The sequence below is a fragment of the Actinacidiphila sp. bgisy144 genome, from assembly GCF_057708105.1.
In genome coordinates this window covers 108014-126191 of record NZ_JBYIRM010000021.1, presented here as the reverse complement: position 1 = coordinate 126191, position 18178 = coordinate 108014, and the positions used below count along the sequence as shown (strand labels likewise).

The window sequence follows — 18178 nt, the reverse complement described above, 5'->3', positions numbered from 1 at the left end:
TGCGCCGCCGCGGGCCGGGGCCCGGACCGCCGGTCACGGCTGCGCCCGCCGCGGTGCGGCGGCGGCCCCATCATCCCCGATCCCGGCGGACGGGGTGACCGCCGGGACCGGACCGGGGCGGGTGGCCGGCAGGCCCGGTCCCTCGGTGGTGGCCACGTCCAGGGTGTGGTGCGGGGTGAGCCGCACCACCAGGTGCCGGCGCCACTGCCGGTCGTCCCGGTCGGGCCGGTCCTCGCGCCAGTGGCAGCCGCGGGTCTCCTCGCGGCGCCGGGCGGCGGCCACCAGCACCCGGGCCACCAGGCCCAGGTTGGTCGCCTCCCACGTCTCCACGCACGGCTCGGCCGTCTTGCCGTCCCGCTCGTACGCCTCCACGGCCGCGGTGTGCAGCCGCTCCAGCGCGCCCGCCGCCGCGGCCAGGCTCTCCGCGCTGCGCAGCACCCCGGCGCCCGCGGTCATGATCCGCTGCACCTCGTAGCGCGCCTCGGAGGCCAGCAGCGGGGTGCGCGCCGGGGCGGGCGCCACCGGCTCGCCCGGCTCCGGACCGGTGCCCGCCACCACGTCGGCGGCGATCCGCTCGGCGAAGACCAGCCCCTCCAGCAGGGAGTTCGAGGCGAGCCGGTTCGCGCCGTGCACGCCGGTGCAGGCCACCTCCCCGCAGGCGTACAGGCCCGGCACGGTGGTGCGCCCGCGCAGGTCGGTCCGCACCCCGCCGGAGGCGTAGTGCGCGGCGGGCGCGACCGGGATCGGCTCGGTCACCGGGTCGATGCCGTGGGCGCGGCAGGCGGCCAGGATCGTCGGGAACCGCTCGGCCCACATCCGCGCGCCGAAGTGCCGCGCGTCCAGGTACATGTGCGCGGCGCCGGTCTCCTGCATCCGCCGCATGATGCCCTTGGCGACGATGTCGCGCGGCGCCAGCTCGGCGAGTTCGTGCTGCCCGACCATGAAGCGCACGCCGTCGGCGTCGACCAGGTGCGCGCCCTCGCCGCGGACCGCCTCGGACACCAGCGGCTGCTGGCCCTCGGCGTCCGGGCCCAGCCACAGCACGGTCGGGTGGAACTGCACGAACTCCAGGTCGCTGACCTCGGCCCCGGCGCGCAGCGCGAGCGCCACGCCGTCGCCGGTGGACACCGCCGGGTTGGTGGTCGCGGAGAAGACCTGCCCCATGCCGCCGGTGGCCAGCACCACGGCGCGGGCGCGTACCGACCCCACTCCGTCGCGGGCGCCCTCGCCCATCACGTGCAGGGTGACGCCCGCGGTGCGGCCCTCGGCGTCGGTGAGCAGGTCGAGCACCAGGGCGTTCTCTACGAACTCGATGTCCGGGTTGCCGACCACCGCGGCGATCAGGGCGCGGGAGACCTCGGCACCGGTCGCGTCACCACCCGCGTGGGCGATGCGGCTGCGGTGGTGGCCGCCCTCACGGGTGAGCAGGATCGAGCCGGAGTCGTCGGTGTCGAAGCGGGCGCCGGTGGAGATCAGCCGCCGTACCGCGTCCGGGCCCTCGGTGACCAGGAGCCGCACCGCGTCCTCGTCGCACAGGCCCGCGCCCGCGACAAGGGTGTCGTCCAGGTGCTGCGCCGGGGTGTCGCCCTCGCCGAGCGCGGCGGCGATCCCGCCCTGCGCCCAGCGGGTGGAGCCGTCGTCCAGGTGCGCCTTGGTCACCACGACGACCTTGGCGCCGGCCGCGGCGCAGCGCAGCGCCACGGTCAGCCCGGCCACGCCGGAGCCGACCACGACCACGTCGGCGCCCAGCGACCAGCCGGGAGCGGGGGCGGACAGGCGTATGCCGGCGGGGTCGGCGGCAGCGGAGGAGGTCATTCGGGGGCTCCGAACTCCAGGGGGATGTTGTCGATCAGCCGGGTGCCGCCGACCTTGGCGGCGACGGCGAGCACGGCCGGACCGGTGTGGTCCGGTGCGGCCTCGGTGAAGGTGGCGGGGTCGACGAGCGCGAGGTAGTCCAGGCCCACCGGGGGCTGCTCGCGGGCGGCGGCGTCCAGCACGGCGCGGGCCGCGGCCACGGCCGCCCGCGGGCCGCTCCCGGCGGCGTCGCGTCCGGCGAACAGCGCCCGGGACAGCGCCCTGGCCGTGACCCGCTCCTGCTGCGACAGGTAGCGGTTGCGGCTGGAGAGCGCGACACCGTCGTCCTCGCGGACCGTCGGCACGGAGACGATGTCGACGGGGAAGTTCAGGTCGGTGGCCATCCGCCGGACCAGGGCGAGCTGCTGGGCGTCCTTCTGTCCGAAGAACGCGGCCGTGCGGGGTGTCCCGGCGGCGGGGGCCAGCGGGTTGGTCAGGTGCAGCAGCTTGGCGACCACGGTGAGCATCCCGTCGAAGTGGCCCGGCCGGGACGCCCCTTCGAACCCCTCCCCCATCGGGCCCGCGGTGATCCGCACCTGCGGCGGGCCGCCCGGGTACACCTCGCCGGTGTCCGGCGCGAAGACGAAGTCGGCGCCCGCCGCCTCGGCGAGCTTCACGTCCGCCTCCAGGGTGCGCGGGTAGCGGTCCAGGTCCTCGTTCGGCCCGAACTGGAGCGGGTTGACGAAGACGGTGACGGTGACCACGCCGTCCCCCGCGTGCGCGCGGGCGGCGCGGATCAGGGCGGCGTGTCCGTCGTGGAGCGCGCCCATCGTCATGACCACGGCCGAGGCGGGGGCCAGGTCGCGGGCGTGGTGGACGAGTCGGGTCATAGGGTCCCCCCGTCGGCGAGGGCGCCGAGCAGCGCCTCCGCGTATTCGGCCTTGAGCATTCCGTTGGCGAGCGCGCGGTCCGCGGTGGCCCGGGCCATCGCCACGTACGACGCGACGTTCTCCGGTGCGCGGGCGCGCAGTTCGGCCAGGTGCGCGGCGACCGTGCCCGCGTCGCCGCGGGCCACCGGGCCGGTCAGGGCGGCGTCGCCGGAGCGCAGCGCGTTGTCCAGCGCGGCGCCCAGCAGCGGGCCGAGCATCCGGCCCGGCTCCTGCACGCCTGCCTGCCGCAGCAGGTCCATCGCCTGCGCGACCAGCGTGACCAGGTGGTTGGCGCCGATCGCGAGGGCCGCGTGGTAGAGCGGGCGGGCGGACTCCTCGATCCACTCGGGCTCGCCGCCCATCTCGATCACCAGCGCCTCCGCGGCCGTGCGCAGCTCGCCCGGCGCGGTGACGCCGAAGCAGCAGCCGGCCAGGCGCTGGACGTCCACCGGGGTGCCGGTGAACGTCATCGCCGGGTGCAGCGCGAGCGGCAGCGCGCCCGCACGCAGCGCGGGGTCCAGCACGGAGGTGCCGTAGCGGCCCGACGCATGGACCAGCAGCTGGCCCGGGCGTACGGCGCCGGTCTCCGCCAGGCCGCGCACCAGTGCGGGCAGGGCGTCGTCCGGCACCGTCAGCAGCACCAGGTCCGCGCGGGCCAGCACCTCGGCCGGCTCCACCAGCGGGACGCCCGGCAGCAGGGTCTCCGCGCGGCGGCGGGACGCCTCCGACACGCCGCTCGCGGCCACCGGGCGGTGGCCCGACAGTGCCAGCGCCGCCGCCAGGACCGGGCCGACCCGGCCCGCGCCCACCACGCCCACCGTGAGCCTCGCGGGTTTCTGCTCCACCACGCCTCCCAGCCTCAGCGACCCTTCTCGTCAACCTTACGCGAACGTCGCTCCCCGGACCCCCCGGGTGCCCCCATCCCCGGGTTCCGGGACCACCTGCCGGTGGCCTGTTGCGCGCGCCGTTCCCCGCGCCCCTCCGGGGCGCAACCTCTTCCGCGGGAAGAGCCGAGCAGACCCGGGGGCGCGGGGAACTGCGCGACCAGCCACGACGCACCGCCAAGATCCCGGCACCGACCGGATTGGGCACCCCGGAGGGGAAGCCACCCACGGGCAGGTGGTCCCGGCACCCACTGAACGCACCGCCCCGGAGGGAAGCCACCCACCGGCAGGTGGTCCCGAAACCCGGGGACGGGGGCACCCCGGAGGGTCCCGTCACGGCAGCGCACACTTTGGGGATGGAAACGACGGAGCAGCTACGGAAGCGGCGGCGGGCGGCCGTGGAGGCGTGTACGCGGGTGCTGAGCGACGGCCACGACCGCACCCTGCGGGAGTGGTCGGCGCAACTGGCGCGGGACGCGGAGACCGCGGGCGTGGATCTGGACGCACCCGCGGACATGTACGGCGACGGCGTCGTGGCGGAGTTGGAGACGCGGGTCGCGGCACTTCTGGGCACGGAGGCGGCCGCGTTCTTCCCGACGGGCACGATGGCCCAGCAAGCGGCGCTGCGGGCGTGGGCGGGGCGGACGGGCAGCTCCGTGGTGGCCCTGCACCCGCTGGCGCACCCGGAGATGTACGAACGGGACGCGCTGAGCACGGTGAGCGGGCTGCGTACGGTGCACCCGACGCGGGAGCGGCGGCTGCCGGAGGCGGACGAGATTCGCGACCTCGGCGAGCCGTTCGGCACGCTGATGCTGGAACTTCCGCTGCGCGACGCGGGGTTCGTGCTGCCGACGTGGGAGGAGCTGGAGGCCACGGTGGCCGCCGCCCGGGAGCGGGACGCGGTCGTGCACTTCGACGGCGCCCGGCTGTGGGAGTGCGCCCCGCACTTCGGCCGGCAGCTGCCGGAGATCGCCGGGCTCGCCGACAGCGTGTACGTCAGCTTCTACAAGTCCCTGGAAGGGCTCTCGGGCGCCGCGCTCGCCGGCCCCGCGGACTTCGTGGCGGAGACGAAGGCGTGGCGGCACCGCTACGGCGGCCAGATCGCGCACCAGTTCCCGGCGGCGCTGTCCGCACTGGCCGGACTGGAGCGGGTGCTGCCGCGGCTGCCGGAGTACGTCGCGCACGCGAAGACGGTGGCGCGGGCGCTGCGCGAGGGCCTGGCGGACGCCGGGGTGGCGGTGCCGCTGACGCACCCGGCCGAGCCCCACACCCACCAGTTCCAGATGTGGCTGCCGTACCCGGCGGACGCGCTGGACGACGCCGGGCTGCGCATGGCCGAGGAGACCGGCACCAGCCTGTTCGGCCTGCGCCGCTTCTCCGAGCCCGGGCCGCCCGGGCTGTCGATGGCCGAGGTCACCGTGGGCGAATCGGCCCTGGAGTGGACGGAGTCCGAGGTGCGGGCCGCCGCGGCGGAGTTCGCCGCACGCCTGCGCTGAACCCCGGAAGCCGCCCGGCCGGCCGGGCGGCCGGGCGGCCGGGCGGTCAGCCGGGCGGCCGGGCGGTCAGCCGGCCACCCGGATCAGGAGCTTGCCGGTGCTGGTCCGCGACTCGACCAGTGCGTGTGCCCGCGCGGCCTCCTCAAGGGGGAACTCCGCGCTGACGGGGAGTTCCACGCCGCCCTCGGTGACGGTGTGGAACGCCCGGTCGGCTATCAGCCGCAGCAGCGCCGGGTCCGAGGCGGCCAGCGACAGGATGGAGAAGCCGCCCACCGACAGGGCGGGCGCCATGACGTCGGCGGGGCCGACCTGCCACGACTCCTCCCCGCCGGCGTTGCCGAAGGAGATCAGCCGCCCGAACCGCGCGACCACCGCCTGTGTACGGCGGAACGTCTCGCCGCCGACCGAGTCGAGCGCGATGTCCACGCCGCGGCCGCCGGTCGCCGCCAGCACGTCCTGGTCGAAGGTGTCAGCGGTGAACACCTGGTCGTAGCCGGACTTGAGGGCGTGCTCGGCCTTGTCCAGGCTGGAGACGACCCCGTAGACCGCGCTGGCGCCGCCGGCCCGGGCGAGCTGGCCTGCGACGGTGCCGACCCCGCCGGCCGCGCCCTGCACCAGGACGGTGTCGCCCTCGCGGAGCCTGGCCACCTCGTGCAGCAGGGCGTAGGCGGTCGGCAGGACGCTGGGCATGGTGGCGGCGGTGCGCAGGTCGACGCCGCCGGGCAGCGCGAAGACCGCGGCGGCGGGCGCGTCCACGATGTCGGCGTAGCCGCCGCCGTCGAGGAAGGCGGCGACCTCCTGGCCGGGGGTGAAGCCGTCGACGCCCTCGCCCACCTCGCGGACCAGGCCGGAGACCTCCAGCCCGGGCCGGTGGGGCAGGCCGGTCACGCGGTAGCCGATCGTACGGGCCAGGATGTCGGCGAAGTTGACGCCCGCGTAGGCGACGTCGATGGTGATCCGGCCGGGTCCGGGGTGCGGCTCGGGCACGTCGGCGAGGGTGAGGACCTCGGGGCCGCCGAACTCCTCGATGACGATGGCGCGCATGTGGTGCTCCCCCTAGCTGGTCGGCCACCCTGCCGAGGTGGTGACGGCGCGGCGCCGGCGGTCGGTCCGTGGCCGGTACGGGTGGTGCCGGTGGGTCAGTCGGTCGGAATGCATTCTTCCCCCTGAACTCCCCCGCACAGCACGGTTGTTCCCGACCTTCACCGGAAGATCACCTTCCGGGCGCGCCGCCGCCGGCCCGGACCAGGCCGGACTCGTAGGCGAGCACCACCGCCTGGACCCGGTCGCGCAGTTCGAGCTTGGTGAGGATGCGGCCGACGTGCGTCTTGACCGTCGCCTCGGACAGCACCAGCTTCCTGGCGATCTCGCCGTTGGACAGGCCCTGGGCGACCAGCAGCAGCACCTCGCGCTCGCGGTCGGTGAGCCGGTCCGTCGCGGCGGCCCCGGCGGCCGGCTCGGGCGAGGTGGGCAGCATCGGGGTGAAGCGGTCCAGCAGGCGCCGGGTGGTGCTGGGGGCGACGACCGCGTCACCGCTGTGCACGGCCCGGATCGCGGTCAGCAGCTCGTCCGGCGGCACGTCCTTGAGCATGAAGCCGCTGGCACCGGCCTTGAGCGCGGTGAAGGCGTACTCGTCGAGGTCGAAGGTGGTCAGGATCAGCACGCGCGGGGGGCCCGGCTCGGCACGGGGCGCGTCCGGGGCAGCACCGCGGTCCGTCGTACCCCGGTCAGTGCCGCGGTCCGTGGTGCCGCGGTCGCCCCCGCAGATCCGGCGGGTGGCCTCCACGCCGTCCATCCGCGGCATCCGCACGTCCATCAGCACCACGTCCACGCGGGTGTGCCGCAGCACCTCCAGCGCCTCGGCGCCGTCTCCCGCCTCGGCCACGACCTCCATGTCCGGCTGGGCGGCGAGCACCATCCGGAAGCCGGTGCGCAGCAGCACCTGGTCGTCGACGAGCATGACGCGGATCGCCATCGGATCGGGTCCTTTCGGGGACGTACGGGGACTTGCGGGGACTTCCGGGACTTGCGGGGAGGGGGCGAGGCAGGGACGGGGAGGGACGGGACAGGTGCGTACGGGCGGCAGCCGGGGCGGGCCGCGGGCCTCACCCCGCGCCGCGCAGCGGCAGCACCGCGCTGATCCGGAAACCGCCGCCGGGCCGCGGCCCCGCGGTGAGGGTGCCGCCGACCATGCCGATGCGCTCGCGCATGCCGATCAGCCCCTGCCCGAGCCCGTCCTGACCGCCCTGCGCGTACAGCTCCTGCCGCGCGCCCCTGCCGTCGTCCTCGATGAGCAGGTCGAGCGCGGCGTCCCCGAAGCCCAGCAGCACGCTGGCGCTCGCCCCGTCGCCGCCGTGCTTGCGGACGTTGGTCAGCGCCTCCTGCACGATCCGGTACGCGGTCAGCTCCACGCCGCTGGACAGCGGGCGGGCCTGCCCGGCCACCTCGAAGCGCACCGGCAGCCCGGCGCCGCGCACCTGGTCGATGAGGTCGGCGAGCTGGTCGACCCCGGGCTGCGGGACGTACTCCCCGCCCGCGTCGTCCCCGGCCCGCAGCAGCCCGAGCAGCCGGCGCATCTCGGCGAGCGCCTGCCGCCCGGTGGTCGAGATCGTGGACAGCGCCTCCTTGGCCTGGTGCGGCGCGGCGTCCAGCACGTAGGCGGCGCCGTCGGCCTGGACGACCATGACCGACACGTTGTGCGCCACCACGTCGTGCAGCTCCCGGGCGATCCGGGCCCGCTCGGCGGCCACCGCGGCCTTCGACTGGGCCTCGCGCTCGCGGTGCAGCCGCGCGGCCCGCTCCTCCAGCTCCGCGTAGTACGCCCGCCGGGTGCGCAGGCGGTCGCCGATCACCCAGGACAGCGCGTAGATGACGGTCAGGAAGAACGTCTGGAGCAGCGTCGTCCACACGGTGGAGTACTCGCTGTGCTGGGGCCAGCGGAGCATCGCCAGCGGGCCGGCGGCCAGGCCCCCGGTCAGGGCGAGCCGGGAGGACCAGCGGGCCCCGTTCGACGCGCAGGTGTAGATGATCACCAGGAACGCGATGTTGCTCGGGTTGGGCTGCACGTTCAGGGCCAGTTGCAGCAGGCCGACCGCGAACGCGACCAGCAGCAGCCGCTCCGGCGCCCTGCGGCGCAGCGCGACCACCGCGCACAGGGCGAACGCCAGCGGGACCGCGAGGTAGCGCTGCGACCAGTGCAGCGAGTCGTCCACCATGATCCACAGCGCGCACAGCATGAGCAGGACGACGGCCCAGAAGCTGTCGACCCACGTCGGGTGTCTGCGGAGGAACTCGTAGACGCGCTGCACATAACCCAGCGTAGGCACGGCTGAGCGTCGCGGGGTCAGCCCGCAGAGCGATCCCCGCTACTCCCCAAGGTGGACCTCCGGTCCGGCCCGCCGCCCCGTGGCCGCCCTCCGCGGGCGGCGGTGCCCCGCGGGCGCCCTCCGCGGCGAGGGCAACCGACAAGGGGCGCGGGGAACTGCGCGCCCAGCCACTTCCGGTGGCGCGCCGGGCCCGCAGGCCCAGCCCCCGCGGCGGGTCTCCGGACCACCGGCCGGCGACGGCTGGTCGCGCAGTTCCCCGCGCCCCTGAAGGGTGACCGTCTTCCGCGGAGGGCACCCCGGGGGCGGTTCGGCGCCGGCGTCAGCCGGCCCTGCGGTGGTTGGGCCGGGAGGTCGCCCGGGAGCGCTTCTCGACGTACATCCGCTGGTCGGCGGAGTGGAGCACTTCCTCGGCGGTCATACCGCAGCCGGCCCACCCGATGCCGAAGGAGGCGCCGACCCGGACGGCGCGGCCGTCGACGCGGATCGGGGGGATGATCGCGTTGCGCAGCCGCACCGTGAGGTCGGTCGCGTCGGCGGGGGCGAGCCCGTCCGCGAGGACCACGAACTCGTCACCGCCCAGCCGGGCGACGGTGTCGCCGTCGCGGACCGCGCCGGTCAGGCGCCGCGCCACCTCGATCAGGACGGCGTCGCCGGTGTGGTGGCCGAAGCGGTCGTTGATGGACTTGAAGCCGTCGAGGTCGCAGAAGAGCACGGCGAGGCCCTTGCCGGCGCCCTCCTCGTCGTTCTCGTCGGGCGCGACGGTGTGGACGTGGGAGTCGAAGGAGAGCGGCGCGGCCAGCTCGTCGGGCCCGTAGCCGTAGCTGAAGGCGAACCCGTCGCCACTGCCGTCGGGCTCGGGGGGCAGCCCGGAGGTGCCGGCGGCGGAGCGCTCCTGGGGCTGGGAGCAGAGCCGGGCGGAGAGCCGGGAGCGCAGTTCGGCGCTGTTGGGCAGCCCGGTCAGGGAGTCGTGGCTGGCGCGGTGGGCGAGCTGGAGCTCCCGGCTCTTGCGCTCCTCGATGTCCTCGACGTGGGTCAGCAGGAAGCGCGGCCCGTCGGTGGTGTCGGCGACCACGGAGTTGCGCAGGCTCACCCAGACGTAGCTGCCGTCGCGCCGGGCGAGCCGCAACTCGGCCCGGCCGCCCTCGGCGGAGGTGCGCAGCAGGACCCCGACGTCCTCGGGGTGCACCAGGTCGGAGAAGGAGTAGCGGCGCATGACGGACGCGGAGCGCCCCAGCAGGCGGCACAGCGCGTCGTTGGCGCGCAGCAGCTTGCCGTGCTGGTCGCCGCCCATCTCGGCGATGGCCATGCCGCTGGGGGCGTACTCGAAGGCCTGCCGGAAGCTCTCCTCGCTGGCCCGCAGCGCCTGCTGGTCGCGCTCCAGCCGGACCAGGGCGCGCTGCATGTTCGCCCGCAGCCGGGCGTTGCTGATCGCGATGCCGGACTGGAAGGCGTACATCTGAAGGGCCTCGCAGCCCCAGGGGCCGGGGTGGCGGCCGCTGGTGGGGCGGTCGACGGATATCACCCCGATCAGCTCGCTGCCGACGGTCTGGGAGGCGTACATGGGCGCGTAGAGGCGGTCGCCGGGGTGCCACTCGTCCGGGAAGCGCGGCGGCGGGCCCTCGGTGTGCCACTGCGGCACGTCGTCGTCGACGAGGACCCAGCCCTCGGTGTGCGGGATGAAGCGGAGGGTGCCCCACTGCTCGCCCATGGCCAGCCGGCGCTCCCAGGAGCTGCGCGAGCCGACCCGGCCGGACAGCAGCGCCTCGCCCGCGGCGCTGCCGGCGAACGCGGCCACCACGAGGTCGCCGTCGGGCCGGACCAGGTTCACGGCGGCCAGTTCGTACCCCAGGCCGCGTACGACGCCGTCGGCGACCGCCTGGAGCGCGTCCGCGAGGCTGCGCGCGGTGTTGAGGTCCGCCACGACCTGGTGGAGCTGACGCAGGGTCGCGAGACGGACGTACGGCTCCGACTCGGTGTCCATGCCTGGCGACCTCCCCACGGTCAGATGGCAAATCCAGCGAGGTTTCCCATGCTCCGGCCGCCGTAGCGACCGCGCCGTAATTCACAGTCTTCCAATTACAACGCAACTGAATCACAGCGAGCTGTGCAGTCGGTACACAGGGTCAACAATTCATGCCTCTTGTGACTCAAGTCACACAGCTGGGCGGGCTGTTGGGGGCGGACCGCGGGCCGGAGGTCCTAGGACCCGGCAGCCGCGCCGATGGGACCCCCGCCCGATGCCGGCGCCCCCGACCGGCCCGTACCGTTGGGAGACGTGCCTCAGACTCCCCCCGGACGGCATCCTGGGACCACCATGGACCAGACCGTCAGCATCGACGACTTCCGCGCCGCCATGACACGCCTGTCGGCGGGCGTCGTCCTCATCACCGCGCACGACCCGGAGGACGGGCCGCGCGGCGAGGACGTCGGCATGACCGCGACCGCGTTCATGTCCGTGTCACTCGAACCCCCGCTGGTGCTCGTCAGCGTGCGGGTCGGGTCCCGGATGGAGGAGCTGCTCGACCGGCAGCCGCGGTGGGCGGTGTCGGTGCTCAGCGAGAGCCAGCGGCACATCGCCGGGCGGTTCGCGATGCGCGGGCGGATCAGCGACCGGCTGCTCTTCGAGGACGTGGCCTACTACCGCGGCGAGGCGTCCGGCGCCCCCGTCCTCGGCGGTGCGCTGGCGATACTCGAGTGCGAGACCCAGCAGAGTGTGGTCGCCGGCGACCATGTGCTCGCCATCGGGCGGGTGCTGACCGCGCGCACGCCGAGCGCCGAGGGCGGCCCGCTCACGTACTTCCGCGGGCGCTACCGCTACCTCGCCTGATCTCCGCGCACCCGCGCCGTTCGCGCCTGCGCGCGGGGCGTTCCTGTCGGGCGCGGGCGTCACCGGTCGGCCCGGGCGTCACCGGCGGGCCCGGGCGCGGACGGCGGCGGCTCAGTCCCAGGCTCCGCTGCGGCCCTTCTTCGTCTGGCCGCGCTGCTTCTTCTCGCGGAGCCGCTTCTCGTTGATCCCCCGGGGGATGCGGGTGGGGCGGCGCGCCTTGGGCGGCGGGGCGGTCGCCTGCCCGAGGATCGAGGCCATCCGGGCCGCGGCCGTCTCGCGGTTGCGCCACTGCGAACGGTGCTCGGAGGCCCGTACGGTCAGCACACCGCCCACCAGGCGGCCCGACAGCCGCTCCAGCGCCCGCTCCCGCCACACCGGCGGCAGCGACTCGTTCGCCGCGAGGTCGAACCGCAACTCGACCTGGCTGTCGCTGGTGTTCACATGCTGGCCGCCGGGTCCGGACGAGCGCGAGAAGCGCCATATGAGCTCGGACTCCGGGACGGAGACCGAGCCGCGGATGATCAGTGGCCCGGGCATGTCTCCATGGTCGCGCGTCCGCCGCGCCACGTCACGGGGATTTCCGGCGGGAGCGGAACCGTACGAACCCCGCGCCGCGTTCAGACGGATGACGGTACTTTCGTCCGCAACACCTACGACCACACAAAGGGGACTTCCCATGGCGGTAAGCCTGACCAAGGGCGGCAACGTCTCGCTGACGAAGGAGGCGCCCGGCCTGACCGCCGTCACCGTCGGCCTCGGCTGGGACGTCCGCACCACCACCGGTACGGACTTCGACCTCGACGCCAGCGCGATCGCCGTGAACGCCACCGGCAAGGTCCACTCGGACGGCTTCTTCGTCTTCTTCAACAACAAGCAGAGCCCGGACCAGACCATCGTGCACACCGGCGACAACGTCACCGGTGAGGGCGAGGGCGACGACGAGCAGATCAACGTCAACCTCGCCGCGCTGCCGGCCGATGTCGACAAGGTCGTCTTCCCGGTGTCGATCTACGACGCCGAGACCCGCAGCCAGAACTTCGGTCAGGTGCGCAACGCGTACATCCGCGTCCTCAACCAGGCCGGCGGTGCCGAGATCGCCCGCTACGACCTCAGCGAGGACGCCGCCACCGAGACCGCGATGGTCTTCGGCGAGCTGTACCGCAACGGTGCGGAGTGGAAGTTCCGTGCCATCGGGCAGGGTTACGCGTCCGGGCTGGCAGGCATCGCCAGCGACTTCGGCGTCAACCTCTGACCGGACCCGGCTCCAGGGGCCCCGACTTCGAGGGCCCAGGCGCCAAGGGCGCCCGCTCCGACGGCTCCCCCGCCCGGCAACGCCGGTGCGGCGGGGGCCGTTCGTGCGTTCGCCCGCCTGGACGCCGCCCGCATGTGCGGGTTGTTCGCTCACAGCGAACGAGGCCGAACCGGGGCGGGTCAGGGCGCGTACCTGGGAGAACGCCCCGGCGCCCACTCACCCGCCGCACCGCCCTTGGGAACTCCTTTACGGTCGGGAGGAGTTCCCGGTACGGAAACAGCGACGCACCGTACGACCGCAGCGCGGCCCCGTACCGTACCGACACACGCTCAGGAGAGACGCCATGGCACTGTGGGACCGCTTCAAGGCATCCGCCCAGGACATGCAGACCCAGCTCACCGCCAAGAAGAACGACCTGAAGAGCGGCGCCTTCCGCGACGCCAGCATGGCGATCTGCGCGCTGGTGGCCGCGGCCGACGGCAACGTGGCGCCCGAGGAGCGGCAGCGGGTGGCCGCGCTCATCGCCAACAACGACGTCCTCCAGAACTTCCCGGCCGACGACCTCCACCGCCGTTTCGAGGACTACCTCAACCGGCTTGCCGCGGACTTCGAGTTCGGCAAGGTGGCCGTCCTCCAGGAGGTCGCCAAGGCGAAGAAGAAGCCCACCGAGGCGCGGGCCGTGATCCAGATCGGTATCGTCATCGGCGGTGCGGACGGCGTGTTCGACAAGTCCGAGCAGGGACTGGTACGCGAGGCGTGCTTCGCGGTGGGCCTCAACCCCGCGGAGTTCGACCTCTGACGCGGGGAGGGCCGGCTGGATGCCGGATGAGGAGGACCAGGCACTCGCGGTGTACGAGGCGCTGCGCCGCTTGGGCAGCGCCGAACCGGCGCTGATGGGCGACGCGGCGGACCTCGACCAGGAGCAGGCCGCCGCGGCCCTGCGCCGGCTCGACGCCCTCGGCCTGGTCCACAGCAGGGCCGACGGCCAACTGGAGGCGGTGGAGCCGGACACCGCTCTGGTGCGCGCGATGGACATGTACCACCGCGCCGCCGAGGACCACGCGAGCCGGGCCGAGTCGCTCTACGAGGCCACCCAGGCCCTGCTCTACACCTACCGGCCCGCCGTCGAGCGCGTGTCGAGCAAGGTGGAGATCGAGTCCATCACCGACCCCCGCGCCAAAGTGCGGGTGGTCGCCGCCATGAACGCGACCGCGCAGAACACGGCCGACTCGCTGCATCCGGGTCCCATGCCGCCGATGGAACTGCTGGAGCTGTCCCTCGAGCAGGACACCGAGATGCTCAAGCGGGGCATCCAGATGCGCGCGATCTACACGCAGAAGATCCTGCAGTCGCCGAAGCACCTGCGCTACCTCGAGCGGCTGTCCGAGGCAGGCGTCAACGTCCGGCTGATCGACCACGCCCCGTTCGACATCCTGCTCCAGGACCGCGACGTGGCCTGCCTTCCGGCGGACCCCTACCACCCGGGTGGCTCGCCGATGCTGCTGGTCCGCAGCACCTGGCTGGTCTGGCCGCTCCAGGTGATCTTCGAGGACTACTGGCTGCGGGCCGTGCCGCTGGCGGACGCGGTGTCCTCCAACTCCGGTACGACGGCGTTCACTCCGCAGGAGCAGGTGGTGATCCGGTTGATGGCCACCGGGCTGACCGACGACCAGATCGCCCGAAAGATGGGGGTGCACCGGCGCACGGTGCAGCGGGCGGTGTCCAAGCTGATGGACCGGCTGCATGCCGGCAGCCGCTTCGAGGCGGGGCTGAAGCTCGGGCAGGACCCGGAGTTGGCGCGGGCGCTGTCGCCGAACAGGAACCGCGGGACGGGGGCAAGGGGAGCCGCCGGGGGCGGCGACGCGCGGGTTCCGGGTGGTGCGGGCGCTCCAGGTGGGGGCGGCGACCGGCCTCCCGCCACCGGCTCCCCCATGTGACGGGGCTGCCGGCCGACCGGCGGTTCCCCCGGCGTTCGACGGAATGACGCGGGCCGCGGCTTACGCGCCTGTCCCCGCGCAGTGGACGCGCGGGGACAGGCGGTGCGGGGCCGTCGGGCCGGAAGGCCCCGCATGGCGGCCACCGAGGATTCCCCCCGGGAGACCGGGCGAGCAGACCGGTCGTACCCTCGGCGGCGCCCGGCCGCAGCGATACGGGGAAACCGCGGCCGGCGGCGCCCTGGGCGCCTGGGCGACTTCGGGGACGGGGAGTCACGCCGCGAAGTGCCGTGATGAATTGATATCCGAAAGGCCGTGCGCTGCCTAGCGCCCTTTTGTCGCCACTGACCCGGACACATGGCGCCAACCCCGCCACGACCTGGGCATTCACCCGTCAGCAGGCGGTGTTGTCCAAAAAGCGACACGTGCCAATATGGACACCCGAACCCCGCCGTGCCGACGCGGTCGCGCGGGGTTTCGGTGGTGGGGCGGGCCCTCCGCGCGTCCCGCCCGGAGGGACGGGGCGCGCGGGGGCACGGGTGTGCGGGTGGGGCGGGTGGGGCGTTGCTCAGCTGGGCAGCTTCCAGTTCTGCGCGGCCGAACCGTTGCAGCTGTACAGCTGGAGTTGGGTGCCGTTGGTCGTGGACGAGTTCGGGTCGTCGAGGCACAGCCCGGACTCCGGGTTGACCAGCGAGCCGTTGGCACCCGCGGTCCACTGCTGGGCGCCGCTGCCGTTGCAGGTCCACAGCTGGATCAGGGTGCCGTTGGTGGTGCCGCTGTGGTTGGCGTCCATGCACTTGCCGAGGGTGCGCAGTGTCCCGTCGGAGGCGACGATCCAGTCCTGCGCGTAGGTGCCGTCGCAGCCCCATATCTGGACGTGGGTGCCGTCGGCGGTGCCGGACGTCGCGTCGTCGACGCACAGGTTCGACGCGACGGCGGATGAGACCGGACCGATCTTCGGGGAGGCCGGCGCGGTGGTGTCACCGGCGTACGACGGCGGGGCCGCGGACGCCCCGGTCGCCCAGGAGGTGTTGGCACTGGTACCCAGGGTGAAGTCCAGGGTGCCGCCGTCGGTGATCGCACTGGTCGGGGCGTAGGCGTTGTTCCAGGCCGAACCGTTCCACGCCGCGGACTGCACGTACGGAGCGTTGTCGGCGGCGCCGTTGCCGTTGACGGTGAGCGTCTTGCCGGACGGCAGGGTGACCACGGCCTGCGTGAACAGCGGCGAGCCGAGGGCGAGGTCGGACGTGCCCGGGGTCTCGGGGTACATGCCGAGCGCGGCCCAGACGTACCAGGCGCTCATCGCGCCGAGGTCGTCGTTGCCGTCGGCGAGACCGCCGGGGGTGTTCGACCAGATCTGGTCCTGGATCGCCCGCACCGTGCCCTGCGTCTTGTACGGGGCGCCGGTGTAGTCGTACTCCCAGGGGAGTTCGATGCTGGGCTCGTTGCCGACCCAGGCGTACCCGTTGGCGCCGGTGAAGCTGCGCAGCGTGGTGTCCAGGTAGTCGTTCATGGCGCCGTTGCCGCCCTTGGCCTTGGCCAGGCCGGCGACGTCGAAGGGCACCATGCCGGTGTAGATCCAGGAGTCGGCCTCCACCATGTCGGTGCCGCTGGTGGGGTCGAAGCTGCCGGTCCACGAGCCGTTGGCGTTGCGCGGCTCGACGAACCCGGATGCCGGGTTGAGGACGTTGCGCCAGTCCTGCGCGCGGTTGGCGTACGTCTTCTGGTCCCCACTGTCGCCGAGCGCGCCGGCGAGGGCGGACAGCGCGAAGTCGGCGGTGTTGTACTCCAGGGTCGTGGCGACCGGGCCGTAGAAGTTGCAGCAGCCGTAGCTGCCGTCGTGCGGCATGTACCCGGGTGAGGTGAGGTAGTTCAGGCCGGGCCGGTCGTTATTGGTCTTGCTCGCCTGCGCGACCAGGTCGGTCAGGGCTGCGGAGGTGTCGAACTGGGTGGCGCCGAACGCGTGGTAGTCCGCGATGATCGCTGCCGCGGGGTCGCCGACCATGACGTACGACTCGCCGTTGTCCTCCGACCACTTCGGGAAGATGCCGGTCTGGGCGTAGTCGTCGACCATGGACTGCGCGGTGTCGGACGCGGCCTTCGGGTCGATCAGCGCTTCGAGCTGGGCCTGGGAACGGTAGATGTCCCAGCCGGAGTAGTTGGCGTACGCCGCGCTGTGGCCGGAGTCCACCGTGTGCGTCTTGCCGTCGAAGCCGTAGTACTGGCCGTTGGTGTCACTGATCACGTTCGGGTGCAGCAACGAGTGGTAGAGCGCGGTGTAGAAGCTCTGCTGCTGCGCCGAGGTGCCGCCGGCGATCTGCACCTTGCCGAGTTCGCTGTTCCAGGCGCTCTGTGCGGCGTTCCTGGTCGCGTCGAAGTCCCAACCGCTGTTCTCCGCCGTACGGTTGGCGACCGCATTGGCGACCGACACGTACGACACACCCACCTTGGCCTGCACGACCGGGTTGGAGGTGGTGTTGAACGTGACGTAGCCGTTCGACGCGGACGCGTCCGGCGACACGCTGTCGGCCTTGGGCACCGTGCCGTGCAGAACCGGCTTGTTGGGCTGCTCCGCGGCGTTCTTGGACGCCTTGCCCGACGTCTTGGGAGTAGTGGCCGTGGACTTCACCGCCGAACTGCCCTCCGAGGCGAACGGCTGGTCGAAGACCATGTCGAAGTACACCGTGTAGGTGTTCCCCGCCCCGCAGAAGTGGCCGCTGGTGACCTGCCCGCTCACCTCGGTGCTCGACACCTTGGTGAACTGCGTCGCCGAATCGCCGTTCTGGCTCCCGGTCAACTTGAAGACCAGGTTCGACTGCGTGCTCGACGGGAACGTGAACCGCGCCATCCCACTCCGTGTGGTGGCCGTCAGCTCCGTGGTCACCTGGTTGTTCAACGTGACCTTGTACGACCCCGCGGACGCCGACTCGTTCGCGTGCGAGAACGCGTCCGTCGCCCCGGTGTTCACCGAACCCACCGTCGGCAGCACCGGGATGTCACCGGCCGCCCCGCACCCCGGCCCGGAGATATGGGTCAGGCTGAATCCGGTGATCGACGAGTCGTTGTACTCATAGCCGCCGCCGGACGGACGCGACGGCGTGTCCGGGCTCCACTGCACCATGCCGAAGGGCACATCCGCGCCCGGAAAGTCGTCAGCCTGGTTCGACGTCCCGATCAACGGGTTGACCAACGTGGCCGGCGACGTGACCAGCGCGGCCTTCTTCCCGGCCGCCGACGCGGGGGTGCACATCCCGGCCACAGCCAACGCCGCAGCCGCGAGCACGCCGATCACGGCAGCTCCGGGTGGTCTCGACAGTCGTGTCATCGCGGTTTTTCTCCTCTGTTCGTAAGTACGGCAACGTCGTCCGCTTCACGGGAGCGCAACTCCGGAGTCGTGAGCGGGATAGGACAACGTTGTCGAGCCGTGCGGAGGTGGAACGCGTACCGATGAGAGTGCGTACATGGGGGGACTCCGGGGCTCAGGGGCGCCCTACGGACGCCGACGAGAGGAGAGCGCTCTCGGCGAAGTTAGCCACCGGGCAGGGACACGTCAATGACGTCGGCAAGCGGTCGGACCAATGAGGGAATGGGGGCCGTGGGAGGGGCTTGGGGGCGCGGGCGGGTGGGGTGGGTGCGGCGGGGGTGGTGCGGGGGAACGGGCGACCGGGGCGGGGGCCACGGGGACGGTGCGGGTGAGAACGGGACGATCCGGAGGGGGCGGGCGGCGCGGGGGCGG

The 18178-nt window shown here is 73.3% G+C and carries 14 protein-coding genes; 5 read left to right on the top strand and 9 right to left on the bottom strand.

The annotated features are described in order from the left end of the window. Nucleotides 1-33 precede the first annotated feature (33 nt). From AC3EVP_RS23735 to AC3EVP_RS23725, 3 genes are read right to left on the bottom strand one after another with little or no spacing between them, the layout of a single operon-like run. Nucleotides 34-1815, bottom strand: coding sequence for an L-aspartate oxidase (locus AC3EVP_RS23735; protein WP_435132755.1), 1782 nt, complete (start codon nucleotides 1813-1815; stop codon nucleotides 34-36). Then, a complete protein-coding gene (gene panC / locus AC3EVP_RS23730) occupies nucleotides 1812-2684 on the bottom strand; it encodes a pantoate--beta-alanine ligase (RefSeq protein ID WP_435132752.1) in 873 nt (290 codons plus the stop codon). Before panC ends, AC3EVP_RS23735 begins: the two co-directional genes overlap by 4 nt. Then, nucleotides 2681-3571 carry a Rossmann-like and DUF2520 domain-containing protein gene (locus AC3EVP_RS23725; RefSeq protein ID WP_335983612.1) on the bottom strand — a complete coding sequence of 297 codons (891 nt, stop codon included), beginning with the start codon at nucleotides 3569-3571 and terminating at the stop codon, nucleotides 2681-2683. The genes panC and AC3EVP_RS23725 overlap by 4 nt, the downstream gene beginning before the upstream one ends. 392 nt (nucleotides 3572-3963) lie before the next feature. Between AC3EVP_RS23725 and AC3EVP_RS23720 the strand changes: the two genes are divergently transcribed. Next, a complete protein-coding gene (locus AC3EVP_RS23720; protein WP_435132750.1) occupies nucleotides 3964-5103 on the top strand; it encodes a threonine aldolase family protein in 1140 nt (379 codons plus the stop codon). Between the two features lie 66 nt (nucleotides 5104-5169). Here the strand turns inward: AC3EVP_RS23720 and AC3EVP_RS23715 are convergent, their stop codons facing one another. The 4 genes from AC3EVP_RS23715 to cdgB form a co-directional block, all read right to left on the bottom strand. Further along, nucleotides 5170-6147, bottom strand: coding sequence for a quinone oxidoreductase family protein (locus AC3EVP_RS23715; protein WP_435132747.1), 978 nt, complete (start codon nucleotides 6145-6147; stop codon nucleotides 5170-5172). 169 nt (nucleotides 6148-6316) lie between these two features. Next, nucleotides 6317-7078 carry a response regulator gene (locus tag AC3EVP_RS23710; protein WP_335983621.1) on the bottom strand — a complete coding sequence of 254 codons (762 nt, stop codon included), beginning with the start codon at nucleotides 7076-7078 and terminating at the stop codon, nucleotides 6317-6319. A gap of 130 nt (nucleotides 7079-7208) precedes the next feature. After that, complete coding sequence (locus AC3EVP_RS23705) at nucleotides 7209-8411, bottom strand: sensor histidine kinase (protein ID WP_335983624.1); 1203 nt, start codon at nucleotides 8409-8411, stop codon at nucleotides 7209-7211. A gap of 337 nt (nucleotides 8412-8748) precedes the next feature. Next, nucleotides 8749-10410, bottom strand: coding sequence for a diguanylate cyclase CdgB (gene cdgB / locus AC3EVP_RS23700; RefSeq protein WP_435132744.1), 1662 nt, complete (start codon nucleotides 10408-10410; stop codon nucleotides 8749-8751). 333 nt (nucleotides 10411-10743) lie between these two features. Between cdgB and AC3EVP_RS23695 the strand changes: the two genes are divergently transcribed. Further along, a complete protein-coding gene (locus AC3EVP_RS23695; RefSeq protein ID WP_335983630.1) occupies nucleotides 10744-11256 on the top strand; it encodes a flavin reductase family protein in 513 nt (170 codons plus the stop codon). A 111-nt stretch (nucleotides 11257-11367) separates the two neighbouring features. Here the strand turns inward: AC3EVP_RS23695 and arfB are convergent, their stop codons facing one another. Next, complete coding sequence (arfB, locus tag AC3EVP_RS23690; RefSeq protein ID WP_335983633.1) at nucleotides 11368-11793, bottom strand: alternative ribosome rescue aminoacyl-tRNA hydrolase ArfB; 426 nt, start codon at nucleotides 11791-11793, stop codon at nucleotides 11368-11370. 139 nt (nucleotides 11794-11932) lie between these two features. Between arfB and AC3EVP_RS23685 the strand changes: the two genes are divergently transcribed. From AC3EVP_RS23685 to AC3EVP_RS23675, 3 genes are all read left to right on the top strand, one after another. Beyond that, nucleotides 11933-12508: a TerD family protein gene (locus AC3EVP_RS23685; protein ID WP_435132742.1), complete on the top strand. Its 576-nt coding sequence runs from the start codon at nucleotides 11933-11935 to the stop codon at nucleotides 12506-12508. A gap of 343 nt (nucleotides 12509-12851) precedes the next feature. Continuing rightward, a complete protein-coding gene (locus tag AC3EVP_RS23680; protein ID WP_335983639.1) occupies nucleotides 12852-13307 on the top strand; it encodes a tellurite resistance TerB family protein in 456 nt (151 codons plus the stop codon). Nucleotides 13308-13326: 19 nt separating this feature from the next. Continuing rightward, nucleotides 13327-14445 (top strand): helix-turn-helix transcriptional regulator, encoded by a 1119-nt coding sequence (locus AC3EVP_RS23675; protein WP_435132740.1) that lies wholly within the window; start codon nucleotides 13327-13329, stop codon nucleotides 14443-14445. A gap of 565 nt (nucleotides 14446-15010) precedes the next feature. Here the strand turns inward: AC3EVP_RS23675 and AC3EVP_RS23670 are convergent. Continuing rightward, nucleotides 15011-17767: a lectin gene (locus AC3EVP_RS23670; RefSeq protein WP_435132738.1), complete on the bottom strand. Its 2757-nt coding sequence runs from the start codon at nucleotides 17765-17767 to the stop codon at nucleotides 15011-15013. Nucleotides 17768-18178: the final 411 nt, after the last annotated feature.

Bases quoted from the DNA above. Each gene is read 5' to 3' on its own strand.
- AC3EVP_RS23735 (WP_435132755.1), bottom strand. From the start codon at position 1,815: ATGACCTCCTCCGCTGCCGCCGACCCCGCCGGCATACGCCTGTCCGCC.
- panC (WP_435132752.1), bottom strand. From the start codon at position 2,684: ATGACCCGACTCGTCCACCACGCCCGCGACCTGGCCCCCGCCTCGGCC.
- AC3EVP_RS23720 (WP_435132750.1), top strand. From the start codon at position 3,964: ATGGAAACGACGGAGCAGCTACGGAAGCGGCGGCGGGCGGCCGTGGAG.
- AC3EVP_RS23715 (WP_435132747.1), bottom strand. From the start codon at position 6,147: ATGCGCGCCATCGTCATCGAGGAGTTCGGCGGCCCCGAGGTCCTCACC.
- AC3EVP_RS23710 (WP_335983621.1), bottom strand. From the start codon at position 7,078: ATGGCGATCCGCGTCATGCTCGTCGACGACCAGGTGCTGCTGCGCACC.
- cdgB (WP_435132744.1), bottom strand. From the start codon at position 10,410: ATGGACACCGAGTCGGAGCCGTACGTCCGTCTCGCGACCCTGCGTCAG.
- AC3EVP_RS23695 (WP_335983630.1), top strand. From the start codon at position 10,744: ATGGACCAGACCGTCAGCATCGACGACTTCCGCGCCGCCATGACACGC.
- arfB (WP_335983633.1), bottom strand. From the start codon at position 11,793: ATGCCCGGGCCACTGATCATCCGCGGCTCGGTCTCCGTCCCGGAGTCC.
- AC3EVP_RS23685 (WP_435132742.1), top strand. From the start codon at position 11,933: ATGGCGGTAAGCCTGACCAAGGGCGGCAACGTCTCGCTGACGAAGGAG.
- AC3EVP_RS23680 (WP_335983639.1), top strand. From the start codon at position 12,852: ATGGCACTGTGGGACCGCTTCAAGGCATCCGCCCAGGACATGCAGACC.
- AC3EVP_RS23675 (WP_435132740.1), top strand. From the start codon at position 13,327: ATGCCGGATGAGGAGGACCAGGCACTCGCGGTGTACGAGGCGCTGCGC.
- AC3EVP_RS23670 (WP_435132738.1), bottom strand. From the start codon at position 17,767: ATGACACGACTGTCGAGACCACCCGGAGCTGCCGTGATCGGCGTGCTC.